This is a genomic window from Brevundimonas sp. BR2-1, from assembly GCF_037626195.1.
GTDB lineage: Bacteria > Pseudomonadota > Alphaproteobacteria > Caulobacterales > Caulobacteraceae > Brevundimonas.
The window spans coordinates 1142537-1156860 of record NZ_JARKMV010000001.1; the positions used below are offsets into that span (position 1 = coordinate 1142537).

The window sequence follows — 14324 nt, forward strand, 5'->3', positions numbered from 1 at the left end:
GGAGGGGGGAGGGTGGCGGAGCGGGCGTCTCGCTTTGGAGGAAGCATCGGCCCGCCGGAGCCCTTGGTGGAGAAATCCAGGAGGGGCTGGGGGGGCTGTTCAGGATCCGGAACTGCTCCGAACTCCAGCGAGCCGATGACCCAGACTTCACCCCGCAAGGCGGCGGGCGATGGGCGGAAGCGAGGCGATTTCATGTTCGGTGCGATTTGTGCGGCAGGCTGCTCTTGCCGACACAGTGTTCGTTGAAGACGCTGGTGCACGGCCAGGGGGAGTCTGGCGTTTCGCGAATGTCAGCGTAACCTGATGCTGATGAGCGACGCAGCTGATTTGCAGTCCCTGCCCGGTCCGGTCTTCTTCGACCGCAAGGAACTGGACCTGATTCTCAGGGTCTATGGCCGGATGGTCGCCGCCGCCGAATGGCGCGACTACGCCATGGTCGGCCACCGCGACGTGGCCGAATTCGCCGTCTTTCGGAGGTCGGGGGACGCGCCTCTCTACCGCATCGAGAAACGGCCGGCCCTGCGCCTGAAACAGGGCCAGTGGGCGGTCATCGGAGAAGGCGGCCATGTGTTGCGCCGGGGGCGGGAGCTGGCCCAGGTGCTGCGGGTCTTCGACAGCCGGAAATTCACGATCGTCGATTGAAAAAGGCCCCGGCTCGCACCGGGGCCTTTTCCTTGATTGTCGCGGCTATCGAGGTTTCACGCCGAAAGCCGCCGGGGCGATACACCCGCGACAACCGCTACATCAGCGGCGGCCGCCGAACAGCGCCAGCAGGAACTGGAACATGTTGATGAAGTTGATGTACAGGCTCAGCGCGCCGTAGCTGGTGGCCACGCCCATGGCGTTCTGATTACCGCCGAGGGCGTAGTAGGTCATCTTCAGCCGCTGGGTGTCGTAGGCGGTCAGGCCCGCGAAGATCAGCACGCCCAGAACGCTGATGATCAGCTGCATCATCGAGTTCTGCAGGAACATGTTGACGACCATGGCGATGATCAGGCCGATCACGCCCATGATCAGGAAGCTGCCGAAACCCGTCAGGTCCTTTTTGGTCGTGTAGCCGAACAGGCTGAGCGCGCCGAAGGCGGCGGCCGTGATCAGGAAGGTCTGGACCACGGACGCGCCCGTATAGACCAGAACCACCGTGCCCATCGAGGCGCCGATCAGTGCCACGATCAGCCAGTACAGCGCGCTGGCGCCGCCGGACGTCGGGTTCTTCATCACGAAATTGGAGCCCAGCAGGACCACCAGCGGCGCGAAGGCCACGATCATGCCCAGCAGGGTGAAGCCGGCCAGACGTCCGTCCGGCGTGATCTGATACATCAGGTCGCGAACGGGCGGGTACGAGCCGGTGATGAAGGCCAGCACGGCCGACACCAGCAGGCCGACGGCCACCTTGTTGTAGACGCCCAGCATGAAGCTGCGCAGACCGGCGTCCACAGACATGTCGGCTGTCGCGGGCGCCGTATAACCGTTTCTGAAATCGCTCATGGCGAAATCGATCCTCCATTTGACCGGGCGATCCCGGCCGATGCACAAATATCGGGCCGCCCCGCACCTTCCGCAAGGAAAACCGGACTTGGGGCCGGCGTTCCCAGCCGCTACCAAGGGTCGCATGATCCGCCTGTTCACCGCCCTGTCCGTTCCCGACGACGCGGCCGAAACCCTGGCGCGCCGCCAGACCGGCCTGCCCGGCGCGAGATGGCGGACGGCCGAACAGCTGCACATCACCCTGACCTTCTATGGCGAGGTGGACGGCCGCCGCGCCGACGACCTGGCCGTGGAGCTGGAGCGGGCGGCGACGGGCGGACCGTTCGAGATCGCCCTGCAGGGCGTCGGCGCTTTCGGCGACGGCCATCGCACCCAGACCCTTTGGGCCGGGGTAGAGCCCAACGAACGGCTGTCGGTGCTGGCCGGACGCACCCGCAGCGCCGCCGAACGGGCCCATATCCCCGTCGAGCGCCGCGACTATCGCCCTCATCTGACGCTGGCCTACCTGAAACCGCACGCCAATCCGGACCGGATCGGCGCCTGGATCGCGGGGCACAATCTGCTGCGTTCGCCACCGATCCGGATCGACCGGTTCGGTCTCTACTCCAGCGTCCTGACCCACGACGGCAGCCACTATGAACTCGAACGGGAATATCTGCTTTGACCGGACCAGTGCTTGAAACAGAACGCCTGACCCTGCGTCCCATCGCCCTGGAGGACTTTCCCCGCTGGGCCGAGATGATGGGCGATCCCGAGGCGGCGAAATTCCTCGGCGGGGCCCAGCCGGCGGCGGTCGCCTGGCGCGGCTTCATGACCATGGCCGGGGCCTGGAGCCTGACGGGCGTCTCGATGTTCTCGCTGATAGAGCGCCGCACGGGCCTGTGGCTGGGCCGGATCGGACCCTGGCAGCCTCATGGCTGGCCGGGAACCGAGGTGGGCTGGGGTCTGCATCCCGACGCACAGGGCAAGGGCTACGGCGTCGAGGCGGCTACGGCGGCTCTGGACTACGCCTTCGACGTGCTGGGCTGGACCGAGGTCATCCACTGCATCGATCCGGACAACATCCCGTCGCAACGGCTGGCCAACCGCGTCGGCTCCCGCAACCTCGGCCCGACGCGGCTGCCGCCGCCGTTCCACGAACTGACCATGGACCGCTGGGGCCAGAGCCGCGAGAACTGGCGGGCGCGCCGGAGCGGTTGAGGCCGATCCGCCCGTTCGCGCGTTACAAGGTCAAGCTTTGACCCCGCGCCGCCATCCGGTAGGCAGGATGTCGAAATCACGAGGGATGGTCGAATGCGGGTTCTTGTTCTGGGCGGCGACGGTTTCTGCGGTTGGCCGACAGCCTTGCATCTGTCCGCGCGCGGCTGGGACGTCTGCATCGTCGACAACCTGAGCCGGCGCAATATCGACAACGAACTGGAGGTCCAGTCCCTGACCCCGATCCGGACGATGGGCGAACGCATCGCCGCCTGGAAGGACGTCAGCGGCAAGACGATCGAGTTCGTCAACATGACGGTCGGCAAGGAGTTCGACCGCCTCGTCGCGCTGATCCGCGACTGGAAGCCCGACAGTGTCGTCCATTTCGCCGAACAGCGGGCCGCGCCCTATTCGATGAAGTCGGCCCGGCATAAATTGTACACGGTCGACAACAATCTGAACGCCACCAACCATCTGCTCGCCGCCATCGTCGAGAGCGGGCAGGACGTCCACCTGGCCCACCTGGGCACCATGGGCGTCTATGGCTACACCACGGCCGGCCTGCGCATCCCCGAGGGCTATCTGAAGGTCACCGTCGACACGGACTTCGGCCCGGCAGAGCAGGAGATCCTGTTCCCGCCGAACCCGGGCTCGATCTACCACATGACCAAGACCCAGGACGCCCTGCTGTTCCAGTTCTACGCCAAGAACGACGGCGTACGGATCACCGACCTGCACCAGGGCATCGTCTGGGGCGCCCAGACCGAGGAGACCCGACAGGACGAGCGGCTGATCAACCGGTTCGACTACGACGGCGACTACGGCACGGTGCTGAACCGCTTCCTGATGCAGGCGGCGGTCGGCTATCCGCTGACCGTGCACGGCACGGGCGGGCAGACGCGGGCGTTCATCCACATTCAGGACACGGTGCGCTGTGTCGAACTGGCCCTGGCCAATCCGCCCAAATCGGGAGAGCGGGTCAAGATTCTGAACCAGATGACCGAAAGCCGCCGGGTGCGCGACCTGGCCGCCATGATCGCTGACATGACCGGCGCTGAAATCCACAACGTCCCCAATCCGCGCCAGGAAGCCGACGAGAACGAACTGGTCGTCGCCAACGACCAGTTCCGCGAACTCGGCCTCAAGCCGATCACCCTCGCCGAGGGCCTGATGCAGGACGTGACCGAAATCGCCCGCCGCTACGCCGACCGGGCCGACCTCAGCAAGGTCCCCTGCGTGTCCAGCTGGAACAGCAAGCGGGCCAGGGCGGTGCAGACCGAACTCACCCTGACCGCCCCGCCCAGGGCGCCGGTTCAAGCCCGGTCGGCCTGAGACGCCTCCATGTCGGACGACCCCTCATCCCTGCTGGTCTTCGGCGGCGGCTGGTTGGGCCAGGCGGCGGCGCGTGAGGCGGTTCGGCGCGGCGGCAGGGCGATTCTGACCAGCCGCGACCCCGAAACCCGCGACACCCTGATGACGGAAGGCTTCGTCGCCATCGATCCGGCCGACGCCGCAGCCCTGACAGCGGCGGTCGCCCGGGCATCGTCCATCCTTGTCACCGCCCCGCCCGAGCCCAACGGCTGCCCGGGCCTGAAGGCGCTCGCGCCCGCGATCACCGCGTCGGGATCGTGGCCCGACTGGATCGGCTATGTCTCCTCCACGGCCGTCTATGGCGACCGGGGCGGGGGCTGGGCGCTGGAGGACAGCGAGCTGAACGCCGCCAGCCTGGAAGGTGCGCGGCGGGTGCGGGCGGAACGCGACTGGCTGGACGCGGCCCAGGGCATGGGGCTGACGGTGCAGATTTTCCGCCTGCCTGCCCTCTACGGCCCTGGCCGCTCGCCGCTGGACCGTTTGCGCGACGGCACGGCCCGGCTGGTGAGAAAGCCGGGTCAGGTGTTCAACCGCATCCATGTCGATGACGCAGTCTCGGGCCTGTTCGCCTCTATGGCGCGGCCCCGGCCCGGCGCTGCCTATATTCTATGCGACGACGAGCCCGCGCCGGCCGACGTGGTGATCGAGGGAGCCGCGCGTCGGCTGGGCCTGCCGGTCCCGCCCGAGGTCGACTGGCACGACCCGTCCGTCAGCGACGCGATGCGCCGCTTCTATCTGGACAGCAAACGGCTCTCGAACGCCCGCGCCAAGGCCGAGCTGGGCTGGCGGCCGCGCTATGCGACCTGGCGCGAGGGACTCGACGCCCTCATCGAAAGTGAGACCGGGCGGTAGCGACCTAGAACGGCAGCAGGTTCCGCTGGCGGCTGTAGGCCATGGTGCCGACGTTGGCGCCGAGGCGCAGGCCGACGCCGGTGCGGATCGGGGCCAGGACGATGCCGTCGGCGCGCTGGTAGTTCACGCCCAGGCCGCCGACCAGATAGGCCGAGCCCTCCACGCCGGGATAGCGGCGATAGATCATGTCCGGGTGGTAGAGGCCGTAGACCAGGGTGAAGACGCGGCTGGCGTTGCCGCCGACGTCCCAGCCGATGGAAATGCCCTGCCAGAACACCTCCTGCGAGGCCGACAGGTCCTTCATATGCAGGGCGCCGCGGCCGTAGCGGGCGCCGATGCCCGCTGCGCCGGACGCTTCCTCGCCAGCGATATAGGCGGTCGGGCGGTCGCCCTGTTCCGCGAAGATGCGCTCGATGGCGCTGCCCAGGGCCTCGGCGGCGATGCCCAGTTCGCGCGAGCCGGCGGCGATCAGTTCGTCGGCCGTATAGGCCGGAGCCTGCTGGTCCGAGGCGATCGGATAGGCGGGGTCGCCCGGCTGACCGTTGGTGGCGCAGGCGGACAGGCCCGCGGCGCCGGCGGTGGCGGCGAGGCCGGACAGGATCAGTTGGCGGCGATGCATGGCGAATCTCTCAGCGCGAGGCGGGACGAACCACCGTCGCCGCCTTTTGCGTCAGCCTTGCGGCGGCAAGGTTAACGAGAGATTGCCGCCGCGTCGGCTCAGGTCCGTAGTGTCGCGCCCAGCTTGCCCGCCGCCGCGACGATCCGGGCCGACAGGGCCTCGATCCCGGCCTCGGTCAGGGTCGCCTCGACGGGCTGGATCACGACCTCCAGCGCCACCGATTTCATGCCCTCGGGCACGCCGGGGCCGCGGTACACGTCGAACACCCGCACCTCGGCGATCAGGGTCTTGTCGACCCCGGCGGCCGCCCGGACCAGATCGCCCACGGCCTTGCCATCCTCGACCACGAAGGCGAAGTCGCGGGTCAGCGGCATCAGATTGGCGAGATTGGCGGGACCGCGCGCCTTGGACTTCGCGCCACGCGGTTCGGGAACAGCATCCAGCACGATCTCGAACGCCAGCATCGGCCCGTCGGCGTCCAGCGCCTTGAGCACGCGCGGGTGCAGGGCGCCGAATTCGACGATTACGGTCTTCGGGCCCAGTTGCAGGCGCGCCGAACGGCCGGGGTGCCACCAGTCGCGGTTCTGCCCCTGAACCAGCTGCAGCGAGCCGACCGGCGCGCCAAGCTCCTCCAGCAGCGCCATCAGGTCCCCTTTGAGGCCGAACAGGGCCTCCTCGGCGCCGCCGCCCCAATGGCGAGCCGATCGCGGCGCGATCAGGCCGGCGATGACCGTGCGCTGGCCGGTCGGGCTGTCGTCCAGATAGACGGGGCCGATCTCGAACAGGGCGGCGTCGGCGTGGCCGCGCGCGGCGTTGCGGGCGGCGGCCTGGATCAGATTGGGCAGGGCCGAGGGCCGCATGCAGTCCAGATCCGCCGCGATCGGGTTCTCGACCAGCAGTCGGTCGTCACCGCCGCCGAACAGGGCCGCGGTCGACTGTTTGGTGAAGGACCAGGTGACGGCCTCGGCATAGCCCATGGCGGCCAGGGCCCGGCGGGCGCGGCGAACGCGAGCCTGACGCGGGTTCAGGACCCCGCGCGACGGCGCGCCCTGATCGGGAAGCGGGGTCGACGGCAGATCGTCATAGCCCTGGATGCGCGCGACTTCCTCGACCAGATCGGCGGGACCCTCGACGTCGCGGCGCCACGACGGCGGCGTCACCCTCCACGAAGCGCCGCGAGCGATCTCGAAGCCCAGCCGGGTCAGGATTTCAGCGATGCGGTCCTCGTCCAGAGACAGGCCGGTCAGCTGGCCGACCCGGGCCGGGTCGAAGGCGAATGGCGCCGGATCAGCCAGCGCCTGCCCCGCCACGACCACCTCGGAGGGCTCGCCGCCGCACAGGTCCAGGATCAGGCGCGTGGCCAGTTCCAGCCCGGGGACCATGAAGGCCGGATCCACGCCGCGCGCGAACCGGTACTGGGCGTCGGAGCTGATCGCCAGCGTGCGGCCCGTCTGGGCCGTCAGGATCGGATCGAACCAGGCGCTCTCGAGGAAGACATCGACGGTGTCGTCCGAACAGCCGGTCGATTCGCCGCCCATGACGCCGCCCAGACCGATGGGTCGTTCGCCGCCCGCATCGGCGATGACGCAGATCGCCGGATCAATCGTATAGGTCTTGCCGTCCAGCGCGATCAGGTGCTCGTGCTCGCCGCTGTCTTTCGCGACCTGGCCGCCGCGGACCACGATCTCGCCGCCGACCAGCTTGGCGGCGTCATAAACGTGTAGAGGCCGGCAGCGGTCGTAGGCGATCAGATTGGTGACATCGACCAGCCGGTTGATCGAGCGCAGGCCGATGGCCGTCAGCCGCTGCTGCAGCCACTCGGGCGACGGACCGTTCTTCACGCCGCGGATCATCCGTCCGGAGAAGGTCGGGCACATCTCCGGCGCCTCGATGCGCACGGTGATCGGCGAGGGATAGCGGCCCGCCACCGGGACCACTGGCGGCGTCCTCAGCTGACCCAGACTGGCCGCAGCCAGATCGCGCGCAATGCCCGCCACGCCCAGCCAGTCGGGCCGGTTCGGCGTCACTTCGAAATCGATCACCGGCTCGGCGCCGAAGACGCCAGCCGCGGGCGTTCCGACGGTCAGATCGTCGGACAGTTCCAGAATGCCGTCGCTCTCGTCCGCCAGCTCCAGCTCCGAGGCCGAACACAGCATGCCGTTCGAGACCACGCCGCGCACCGGCTTCTCGACAAGGGTCACGCCCAGCCCCGGCACGAAGGCGCCGATCGGCGCATAGATGGTGGTCAGGCCCGCGCGCGCGTTCGGCGCGCCGCAGACGATCTCCTTCACCCCGTCGACCGTCTCGACCTGACAGACCTGTAGGCGGTCGGCGTTGGGATGGCGTTCGGCCGAAACGATCCGTGCGACCGTGAAGGGCGCCAGGGCGGCGATCGGGTCGTGGACCTCCTCGACCTCCAGACCGGCCATGGTCATGGCTTCGGCCACGGCCGCGATGTCGGCGTCCGTGTCGAGATGCTCCTTCAGCCAGGAGAGGGTGAATTTCACGCGAGACTTCCGGAAGGCGTCGAGATGTCAGACAGGGTTTTCACGCCGCCCTGGAGCTCTTCCAGCAGTTCGTCTGACCCGGTGAAGCCCACCTGGACGAAGCGGCAGCGCAGGAAGCGGCAGTTGGACATGCCGATCACGCCCGCCAGCTTGCTGACGCTGAGGGGCCGGTACAGAAGATTGCGGACGTCCGTCGTCGTTCCCATGGCGCAGTTGTCGAACACGGTCCCGTTCATCACGGCCATCACCGCCGGTCCTTCGATGATGCAGTCGGTGAAGGTCTTGCCGTCGATCATCATCTGGCCTGCGTTCCAGTGCTGGACCGCCAGCTGGGGCAGCCAGACGGCTTCCTTTTCGAAGCTGGTGCGCGCCACCAGGGCGCGGCCAGCGGCTTCCTCGGCGGACATGGTCGGGGTCTGGTCGGTCATGCGTTCATGTCTCTCGATTTCAGGTCTGGCCGCTAGCCGACCGTGGGGACGTTATCGATCAGCATCTGAAGCAGATCCTCGTTCCCCGTGATCCCCAGCGTGTTGAAGCGGCAGTTGGTGAAGGTGCAGTTGCGCACCGGAATTGCGCCGATCCCCACATTGCCCATCGGCTTGAACAGCATGTTGCGCATGTCGCCTCCGGTCGGCCCGAAATTGGTGCTTTCGAAATGGACGCCTTCCAGGACAAGCATCAGCGCCGGCCCTTCGAACACGCAGTCCGTGAAGGTCCGGCCCTCGATCATCACCCCGCCGCCGGCCTGGACACTGGCGCGATAGAGATCGAACAGCGCGAAAGTGGCGCCGGTGAAGGCGGTCGCCAGCGGGTCGAGCGTGCGGGTCGGCGCCGTGGGGGAAAAAGGCTGGTCGGTCATCAGGACAGTCCGGTTGCGGAGTTGGGGGCGGCGAAGGCGGAGAAGCCGTAATGGGCCAGCCACCGCGTGTCGGAGTCGAACATCGGGCGCAGATCCGGAATGCCGTACTTCAGCATGGCCAGGCGATCCACGCCCATGCCGAAGGCGAAGCCCTGGTATTCGTCCGGATCAATGCCGCAGTTTCGCAGCACATTGGGATGCACCATCCCGCAGCCGAGAATCTCCATCCAGCTGTCGCCGGTGTTCAGCTTCAGCTCGCCGCCCGAGCGATCGCAGCGGATGTCCATCTCGGCCGATGGTTCGGTGAACGGGAAATGGTGCGGGCGGAAGCGCGCGTCGACGCCGTCCACCTCGAAGAAGCGGGCGACGAAGGTCTCGAGCGTCCACTTCAGGTGGCCCATGTGGATGTCGCGGTCGATGACCAGCCCCTCGACCTGATGGAACATCGGCGTGTGGGTTGCGTCGCTGTCCTTACGGAAGGTGCGGCCGGGGGCGATGATCCGGATCGGCGGCTTCTGCGTCATCATGGTCCGCACCTGCACCGGGCTGGTGTGGGTGCGCAGCACCTTGCGCTCGCCGGTGTCCGGATCGGGCCTGAGGAAGAAGGTGTCGTGCATCTCCCGCGCCGGGTGTTTGGGCGGGAAGTTGAGGGCCGTGAAATTGTGGAAGTCGTCCTCGATGTCCGGGCCTTCGGCGACCGCGAACCCCATGTCGGCGAACAGGGCGATCATCTCGTCCATCACCTGCATGGTGGGATGCACCGAACCCTTGCGGCGCGGACGCGCCGGCAGGGTCAGGTCGATCCGCTCGGCCTGCAGCCGGATGTCCAGTTCGGCGGCTTCCAGCTCGGCCTTGCGGGCAGTCAGGGCCGACGACACCCGGTCGCGCAGGCCGTTGATGACCGGGCCCTGTTCGCGCCGCTCGTCGGGGCTCAGCGCGCCCATGCCCTTCAGCAGGCCCGAGATGGAGCCGGACTTGCCCAGCGCCGCCACGCGCAGTTCCTCGACCGCCGCGGCGGTCTCCGCCGAGCCGATGGCGTTGATGAGGTCGAGTTCAAGCTGGTTCAGGTCGGTCATGTCGCGCTTCGTCTAGCGGTTGGGGCGCAAAGCAAAAAGCCCCCCGGCGCGAACCGGAGGGCTTTTGCGGTTTCCGTTACCGGAAACCTCAGGCCTTCAGCGCGTCGCGGACCTTGTCGGCGATCGCCTTGAAGGCGGCTTCGTCGGCGGCCATCGAGGCCAGGACCTTGCGGTCCAGCTCGATGCCGGCTTCGCCAAGGCCGTGGATGAACTGCGAATAGGTGAAGCCTTCCAGACGCGCCGCGGCGTTGATGCGCTGGATCCACAGGGCGCGGAACGAGCGCTTCTTGTTGCGGCGGTCGCGGTAGGCGTATTGCCCGGCGCGGTCGACCGCGGCCTTGGCGGTGCGGATGGTGTTCTTGCGGCGGCCGTAGAAACCCTTGGCCTGCTTGAGAACCTTCTTGTGCCTGGCGTGGGAAACTACGCCCCGTTTGACGCGAGCCATGATGTTTTTCCTCGGATGTCCCTATCGCTCGGCCCGCGGGGCCTCGCTGCTTGAGGGACGATGTTCAAATTCGATGCGGTGAAAGGATCAGATCGTGATGTCGCGCGCCGATCAGGCGTACGGCATGTAGGATTTGATCTTTTTGGCGTCGGCGTCGGCCATGACCGAGGTGCCGCGGTTCTGGCGGATGTATTTGCTGTTGTGGCTGATCAAGCGGTGCCGCTTGCCCGCCACGCCGGCCTTGACCTTGCCAGTGGCCGTGAATTTGAAGCGCTTCTTGGCGCCCGACTTCGTCTTAAGTTTCGGCATTTTCACTCTCTTTTTGAGTGGGTTACCGCCCTTTGGGCTGCTTGAGCCCGAAGTTGGGAAGACCCTGATGAGAACTGCCCAGGCATGCCTGTTCGCCCGGCAGTTCGGTACGCGAAGGCGCGGCTTCTATGCCAGCTGGGCCTCAAACGCAAGCGGAGTCTGGCGATCCTGGTCGTCCAGACCCCAATGCAAGTCGCGTCGTGCGTCGCCGCGATTACTCGACCGGGTTGTTCGCCTCCAGAAACGCGACCGTTTCAGTCAGCATCCGCGTGCGGGTCTCCGCGCGAGAAAGCCAGTGGTCCTCTCCATCCAGTTCGATGAAGGAAACGGGCTTGCCGGCGCGTCGCAGGGCCTGCGCCATCTGGCGGCTCTGGGCGATCGGAACGACGCTGTCGTCGCGTCCATGGATCAGAAGGATCGGCGCATCGGCCTTGTCGGCCAGGCGCGCCGGAGACCGGGCGTCCAGTGACCGATCGCCGGGCCCGTCGCCGCCCATGAACCGGTTCCAGTATCGCACCGCGCTGTTGTCGCGGCGTTCGCCTCGATCAGCGGCGTATTCGATCATGGTCCGGAGGTCCGCCACCCCGGCGACCGAGACGGCGCAGCGATAGACACCCTGATCGAGAGTCGGCCCCGCCAGCGCCGCATAGCCGCCGTAGCTGCCGCCCACGATGCAAACCCGTCCCGGGTCGATCACGCCCTGACTGGCCAGATGGCGCACGCCGTCGGACAGGTCCGTCTGCATCTTGCGGCCCCACTCCCCGTAGCCGGCCTCAGTAAAGGCGCGGCCGTAACCCGTTGAACCTCGGAAATTCACCTGCAGGACGCCATAGCCGCGGGACGCCAGAGCCTGCGCCCACCAGTCGAAACCAGGTTCGTCGCGCCCCGCCGGTCCCCCATGCGCCAGGACGACCAAGGGCAGGTTGCGGGCGTCGCGGCCTGGCGGCGTGGTCAGGTAGCCATGCAACGTCAGCCCGTCCGCGGCCTCAAAACTGATGGACTGGACCGGCGCCACCTGGCTCGGCCCGATGCCCGAGTAGGCGCGGCCCACCGACCGCATCTCCGCCGTTTCCAGATCGATCAATCTGTACGATCCGGAATCGCCGGGCCCGCTGGTGAAGACGACAACCGTGCGCAGGTCGTCGCTCCAGCTCACGATCGAAGGGGCGACGTTCGGCAGGGATCGCTGGACGCTGCTCCACAGGGCGGCGGACGTGTCCTCCGCAAAAACATAGCGTCGGCCCCCTTCATCCAGGCGGCTGGCCCCTATCAGGCGCTGCGTAACTGGGTGGAACAACAGGGCGTCAGGGTCGAACTCGAAACGCACCGGCCGCCAGGCTCCGCTGGCGAGATTGACGTCGAAATACTCCGCGTCCTCGCGGCCCTCGCGACGCATATCCGGCCGTTCCGCAGCGACGATCACGCTGTCGCCGGCCATGCCCAGCCCCATGAGGCCCGGCGGGTCCAGAGGAGCCGCTACGCGCCACGCCTCCCGAAACTGCCCGCCCTGTCGGATCAGCAGGCCCCAGGTCTTCCCGCGTTCTTCATAGGTGCTGCGGACAATCGAGCGCCCCGATGGATCCAGGATAAAGTCGTCGACATTGTGCGGCATGCCTTCGGCGCGACGCGCAACTCCGGTGTCCGGATCGACGCGATACAAATCCAGCGCGCCGTAATTCTCGAATGAGAAGGCCCGCACGAAAAGGTCGGACCGATCATCGTCCGTCCTGATGTGAACAGCGCTCATCAGCACGGGAAAAAGGCCGGGGGTCGGATTGAGCATCCGGACCACCCGCCCGGTCGCGACATTGAACACCTGGCCCAGAAACAGTTCGCTCTTGTCCAGGCCGATCTGGGGCAGGCTCTCGGTGCTCGAGGTCGTGATGAGCACGCGCTGCTGGTCGATCCATTCAAGGTCGCGGACCTTGATCACGCCGACTCCCACTGCGCCCAGCGAGGTGTTGGTGGTCAGGTCCACAACGGCCAGGGTCCGCTGTTCGCCGACCACAGTGATAAAGGCCAGACGATCGCCCGACGGCGAAAGCTGCACCAACTCCAGCGACGGAAGGGCGCCGTACGCCGCCAGGGGCGCGGTCTCCTGTCCCCGGGCCGCTCCGGCCGTGAGGAGGAGCCCCGCCGCGACGATGCAGCAGGAAATGTGTCGAAGAATCATCGGTGCGCGGCCCCCGCCCTATTGCCTTCAACCAATAGGATCGGGCCGGCGTGGCGGCAAGCGCGACCTTACCCGGCGGGGGCGGGAACCAGCTCGGCCTGACGCCTGCGGAGCGCCCGACCGGCATTGACGGCCATGACCGCCGCCGGAACCGTCAGCGCCGCCCCGACCAGGAACGGCCAGTCATGGCCGACCCCTGAAAACAGCGCACCGGCGAACATCGGCCCGAAGATCCGCGCGATCGAGCCCGAAGCCATGTTCAGCCCCAGCATCGCGCCCTGCCGATCCGGCGGCGTGGCGCGGCTGATCATGGCCGAGATGTTCGGCATGGCCAGCGACATGCCGCAGGCGCCGATCGCCATGAGCATCGGAATGATCCAGCCCTGAACGATCGGCAGGGTGACGGCGCCAAGGTCGAGGGTGAAGGCCGGGAACCAGGCGACGGGCGCCAGCACCTGGGCGATCAGCGAGGCGCCGAACAACAGCATTCCCGTCGCCAGCACGCGGGTCTCGCCAAACCGGCGGGCCAGTCGTCCGGTCAGGATCCCCTGGTTCAGCGCCGAGACGATGCCGACGACCATGAAGCTGAGCCCCACTTCGCGGGCGCCCCAGGCGTAGCGGCTCTCGGCCCACAGCCCGAACACGCTCTCCATGGCGGAGAAGCCGGCCATATAGATCAGGGTCACCAGCAGGACCCGGGACACCACCGGATTGACCCGCGCGTCGTGCAGGCCCGCGAGGAAGGCGGGACGCGGCGCGGCAGGATCGGCCTTCGCCCGGCTCTCCTTGAGGAACAGGACCACGCCGACCGCGGCCAGCACCGCCAAACCCGAGGCCGCAAAGATCGGCAGCTGATAGCCGAGACGGCCCAGTTGCGGCTGGGTCAGGATCCCGCCCAGTCCCGGCCCGACGATGAAGCCGAGGCCGAAGGCGGCGCCGATCATGCCCATGCGGCCGGCCCGCTCGGCCGGCGGCGTCACGTCGGCGACATAGCCCTGAACCGTCGAGATGTTCCCGGCGCCCAGCCCGGTGAACAGCCGCACCGCGATGGCCAGCCAGATGTTGGGCACGAAAGCCAGCGCCAGATAGCCGACGGCGTTGGCCACAAGGGTCATCAGCAGGACCGGCTTTCGCCCGATCCGGTCCGACAGCCGCCCCCAGAACGGCTCGGCGAAGAACTGGCCCAGCGAATAGGCGGAGAACATCAGGGTGATCTGCCAGGCCTCGGCGTCGAGTGTCTGGGCGAAGAAGGGCAGCAGCGGCACGACCAGGCCAAAGCCGACCAGATTGATGAAGACGGTCAGGAACAGCACCATCAGGGCGGGGGCGCGGGGCTTCACGTATGACGGCTCGGTCTGGCTCATGCCCAAGCCTTAGCCTGTTGCGGCGGATACGAAAACGCCCCGGCCCCAAGCGCGGGAGGCGATG

15 protein-coding genes are annotated in these 14324 nt (G+C 67.4%); 5 read left to right on the forward strand and 10 right to left on the reverse strand.

The window, feature by feature from the left end; all coding sequences use genetic code 11:
* Nucleotides 1-309 precede the first annotated feature (309 nt).
* The gene (locus BrevBR_RS05695) at nt 310-642 is read left to right on the forward strand and encodes a DUF2794 domain-containing protein (RefSeq protein WP_332641557.1); all 333 of its coding nucleotides are present in this window, start codon (nt 310-312) and stop codon (nt 640-642) included.
* Between the two features lie 102 nt (nt 643-744).
* Here BrevBR_RS05695 and BrevBR_RS05700 read toward each other — a convergent pair whose 3' ends face one another.
* Nucleotides 745-1488, reverse strand: coding sequence for a Bax inhibitor-1/YccA family protein (locus BrevBR_RS05700; RefSeq protein ID WP_340000256.1), 744 nt, complete (start codon nt 1486-1488; stop codon nt 745-747).
* A gap of 124 nt (nt 1489-1612) precedes the next feature.
* Between BrevBR_RS05700 and thpR the strand changes: the two genes are divergently transcribed.
* The 4 genes from thpR to BrevBR_RS05720 all read left to right on the forward strand — a co-directional run bounded on the left by thpR (nt 1613) and on the right by BrevBR_RS05720 (nt 4908).
* Nucleotides 1613-2152, forward strand: a complete 540-nt coding sequence (gene thpR, locus BrevBR_RS05705) for an RNA 2',3'-cyclic phosphodiesterase (protein WP_332641559.1) — start codon at nt 1613-1615, stop codon at nt 2150-2152.
* Nucleotides 2153-2160: 8 nt separating this feature from the next.
* Entirely contained in the window at nt 2161-2688 is a 528-nt protein-coding gene (locus BrevBR_RS05710; protein WP_340000257.1) for a GNAT family N-acetyltransferase, read from the forward strand.
* Between the two features lie 93 nt (nt 2689-2781).
* On the forward strand, nt 2782-4017 hold the full coding sequence (locus BrevBR_RS05715) for an NAD-dependent epimerase/dehydratase family protein (protein ID WP_332641561.1): 1236 nt from the start codon (nt 2782-2784) through the stop codon (nt 4015-4017).
* A gap of 9 nt (nt 4018-4026) precedes the next feature.
* Nucleotides 4027-4908 carry an SDR family NAD(P)-dependent oxidoreductase gene (locus BrevBR_RS05720; protein WP_340000258.1) on the forward strand — a complete coding sequence of 294 codons (882 nt, stop codon included), beginning with the start codon at nt 4027-4029 and terminating at the stop codon, nt 4906-4908.
* A 4-nt stretch (nt 4909-4912) separates the two neighbouring features.
* On the opposite strand, the gene BrevBR_RS05725 is transcribed toward BrevBR_RS05720, so the two are convergent.
* The 9 genes from BrevBR_RS05725 to BrevBR_RS05765 form a co-directional block, all read right to left on the reverse strand.
* The gene (locus BrevBR_RS05725) at nt 4913-5527 is read right to left on the reverse strand and encodes a DUF1134 domain-containing protein (protein ID WP_332641563.1); all 615 of its coding nucleotides are present in this window, start codon (nt 5525-5527) and stop codon (nt 4913-4915) included.
* A 98-nt stretch (nt 5528-5625) separates the two neighbouring features.
* Nucleotides 5626-8034: a phenylalanine--tRNA ligase subunit beta gene (pheT, locus tag BrevBR_RS05730; RefSeq protein ID WP_340000259.1), complete on the reverse strand. Its 2409-nt coding sequence runs from the start codon at nt 8032-8034 to the stop codon at nt 5626-5628.
* Nucleotides 8031-8462 (reverse strand): hypothetical protein, encoded by a 432-nt coding sequence (locus tag BrevBR_RS05735; protein ID WP_332641565.1) that lies wholly within the window; start codon nt 8460-8462, stop codon nt 8031-8033. The genes pheT and BrevBR_RS05735 overlap by 4 nt, the downstream gene beginning before the upstream one ends.
* A gap of 32 nt (nt 8463-8494) precedes the next feature.
* Complete coding sequence (locus tag BrevBR_RS05740) at nt 8495-8893, reverse strand: hypothetical protein (RefSeq protein ID WP_332641566.1); 399 nt, start codon at nt 8891-8893, stop codon at nt 8495-8497.
* Nucleotides 8893-9969 carry a phenylalanine--tRNA ligase subunit alpha gene (pheS, locus tag BrevBR_RS05745; protein WP_340000260.1) on the reverse strand — a complete coding sequence of 359 codons (1077 nt, stop codon included), beginning with the start codon at nt 9967-9969 and terminating at the stop codon, nt 8893-8895. Before pheS ends, BrevBR_RS05740 begins: the two co-directional genes overlap by 1 nt.
* An 88-nt stretch (nt 9970-10057) precedes the next feature.
* Nucleotides 10058-10414, reverse strand: a complete 357-nt coding sequence (gene rplT, locus BrevBR_RS05750) for a 50S ribosomal protein L20 (RefSeq protein ID WP_332641568.1) — start codon at nt 10412-10414, stop codon at nt 10058-10060.
* A gap of 111 nt (nt 10415-10525) precedes the next feature.
* A complete protein-coding gene (gene rpmI, locus BrevBR_RS05755; protein WP_003166435.1) occupies nt 10526-10723 on the reverse strand; it encodes a 50S ribosomal protein L35 in 198 nt (65 codons plus the stop codon).
* 214 nt (nt 10724-10937) lie between these two features.
* On the reverse strand, nt 10938-12896 hold the full coding sequence (locus tag BrevBR_RS05760; RefSeq protein WP_340000261.1) for an alpha/beta hydrolase family protein: 1959 nt from the start codon (nt 12894-12896) through the stop codon (nt 10938-10940).
* 68 nt (nt 12897-12964) lie between these two features.
* Nucleotides 12965-14260, reverse strand: coding sequence for an MFS transporter (locus BrevBR_RS05765; protein ID WP_332641570.1), 1296 nt, complete (start codon nt 14258-14260; stop codon nt 12965-12967).
* Nucleotides 14261-14324 lie beyond the last annotated feature (64 nt).

Coding starts and splice junctions, on each gene's coding strand:
- BrevBR_RS05715 (WP_332641561.1), top strand. CDS start 2,782: ATGCGGGTTCTTGTTCTGGGCGGCGACGGTTTCTGCGGTTGGCCGACA.
- BrevBR_RS05765 (WP_332641570.1), bottom strand. CDS start 14,260: ATGAGCCAGACCGAGCCGTCATACGTGAAGCCCCGCGCCCCCGCCCTG.
- BrevBR_RS05695 (WP_332641557.1), top strand. CDS start 310: ATGAGCGACGCAGCTGATTTGCAGTCCCTGCCCGGTCCGGTCTTCTTC.
- BrevBR_RS05735 (WP_332641565.1), bottom strand. CDS start 8,462: ATGACCGACCAGACCCCGACCATGTCCGCCGAGGAAGCCGCTGGCCGC.
- BrevBR_RS05720 (WP_340000258.1), top strand. CDS start 4,027: ATGTCGGACGACCCCTCATCCCTGCTGGTCTTCGGCGGCGGCTGGTTG.
- rpmI (WP_003166435.1), bottom strand. CDS start 10,723: ATGCCGAAACTTAAGACGAAGTCGGGCGCCAAGAAGCGCTTCAAATTC.
- pheS (WP_340000260.1), bottom strand. CDS start 9,969: ATGACCGACCTGAACCAGCTTGAACTCGACCTCATCAACGCCATCGGC.
- BrevBR_RS05740 (WP_332641566.1), bottom strand. CDS start 8,893: ATGACCGACCAGCCTTTTTCCCCCACGGCGCCGACCCGCACGCTCGAC.
- BrevBR_RS05725 (WP_332641563.1), bottom strand. CDS start 5,527: ATGCATCGCCGCCAACTGATCCTGTCCGGCCTCGCCGCCACCGCCGGC.
- BrevBR_RS05760 (WP_340000261.1), bottom strand. CDS start 12,896: ATGATTCTTCGACACATTTCCTGCTGCATCGTCGCGGCGGGGCTCCTC.
- BrevBR_RS05700 (WP_340000256.1), bottom strand. CDS start 1,488: ATGAGCGATTTCAGAAACGGTTATACGGCGCCCGCGACAGCCGACATG.
- thpR (WP_332641559.1), top strand. CDS start 1,613: ATGATCCGCCTGTTCACCGCCCTGTCCGTTCCCGACGACGCGGCCGAA.
- rplT (WP_332641568.1), bottom strand. CDS start 10,414: ATGGCTCGCGTCAAACGGGGCGTAGTTTCCCACGCCAGGCACAAGAAG.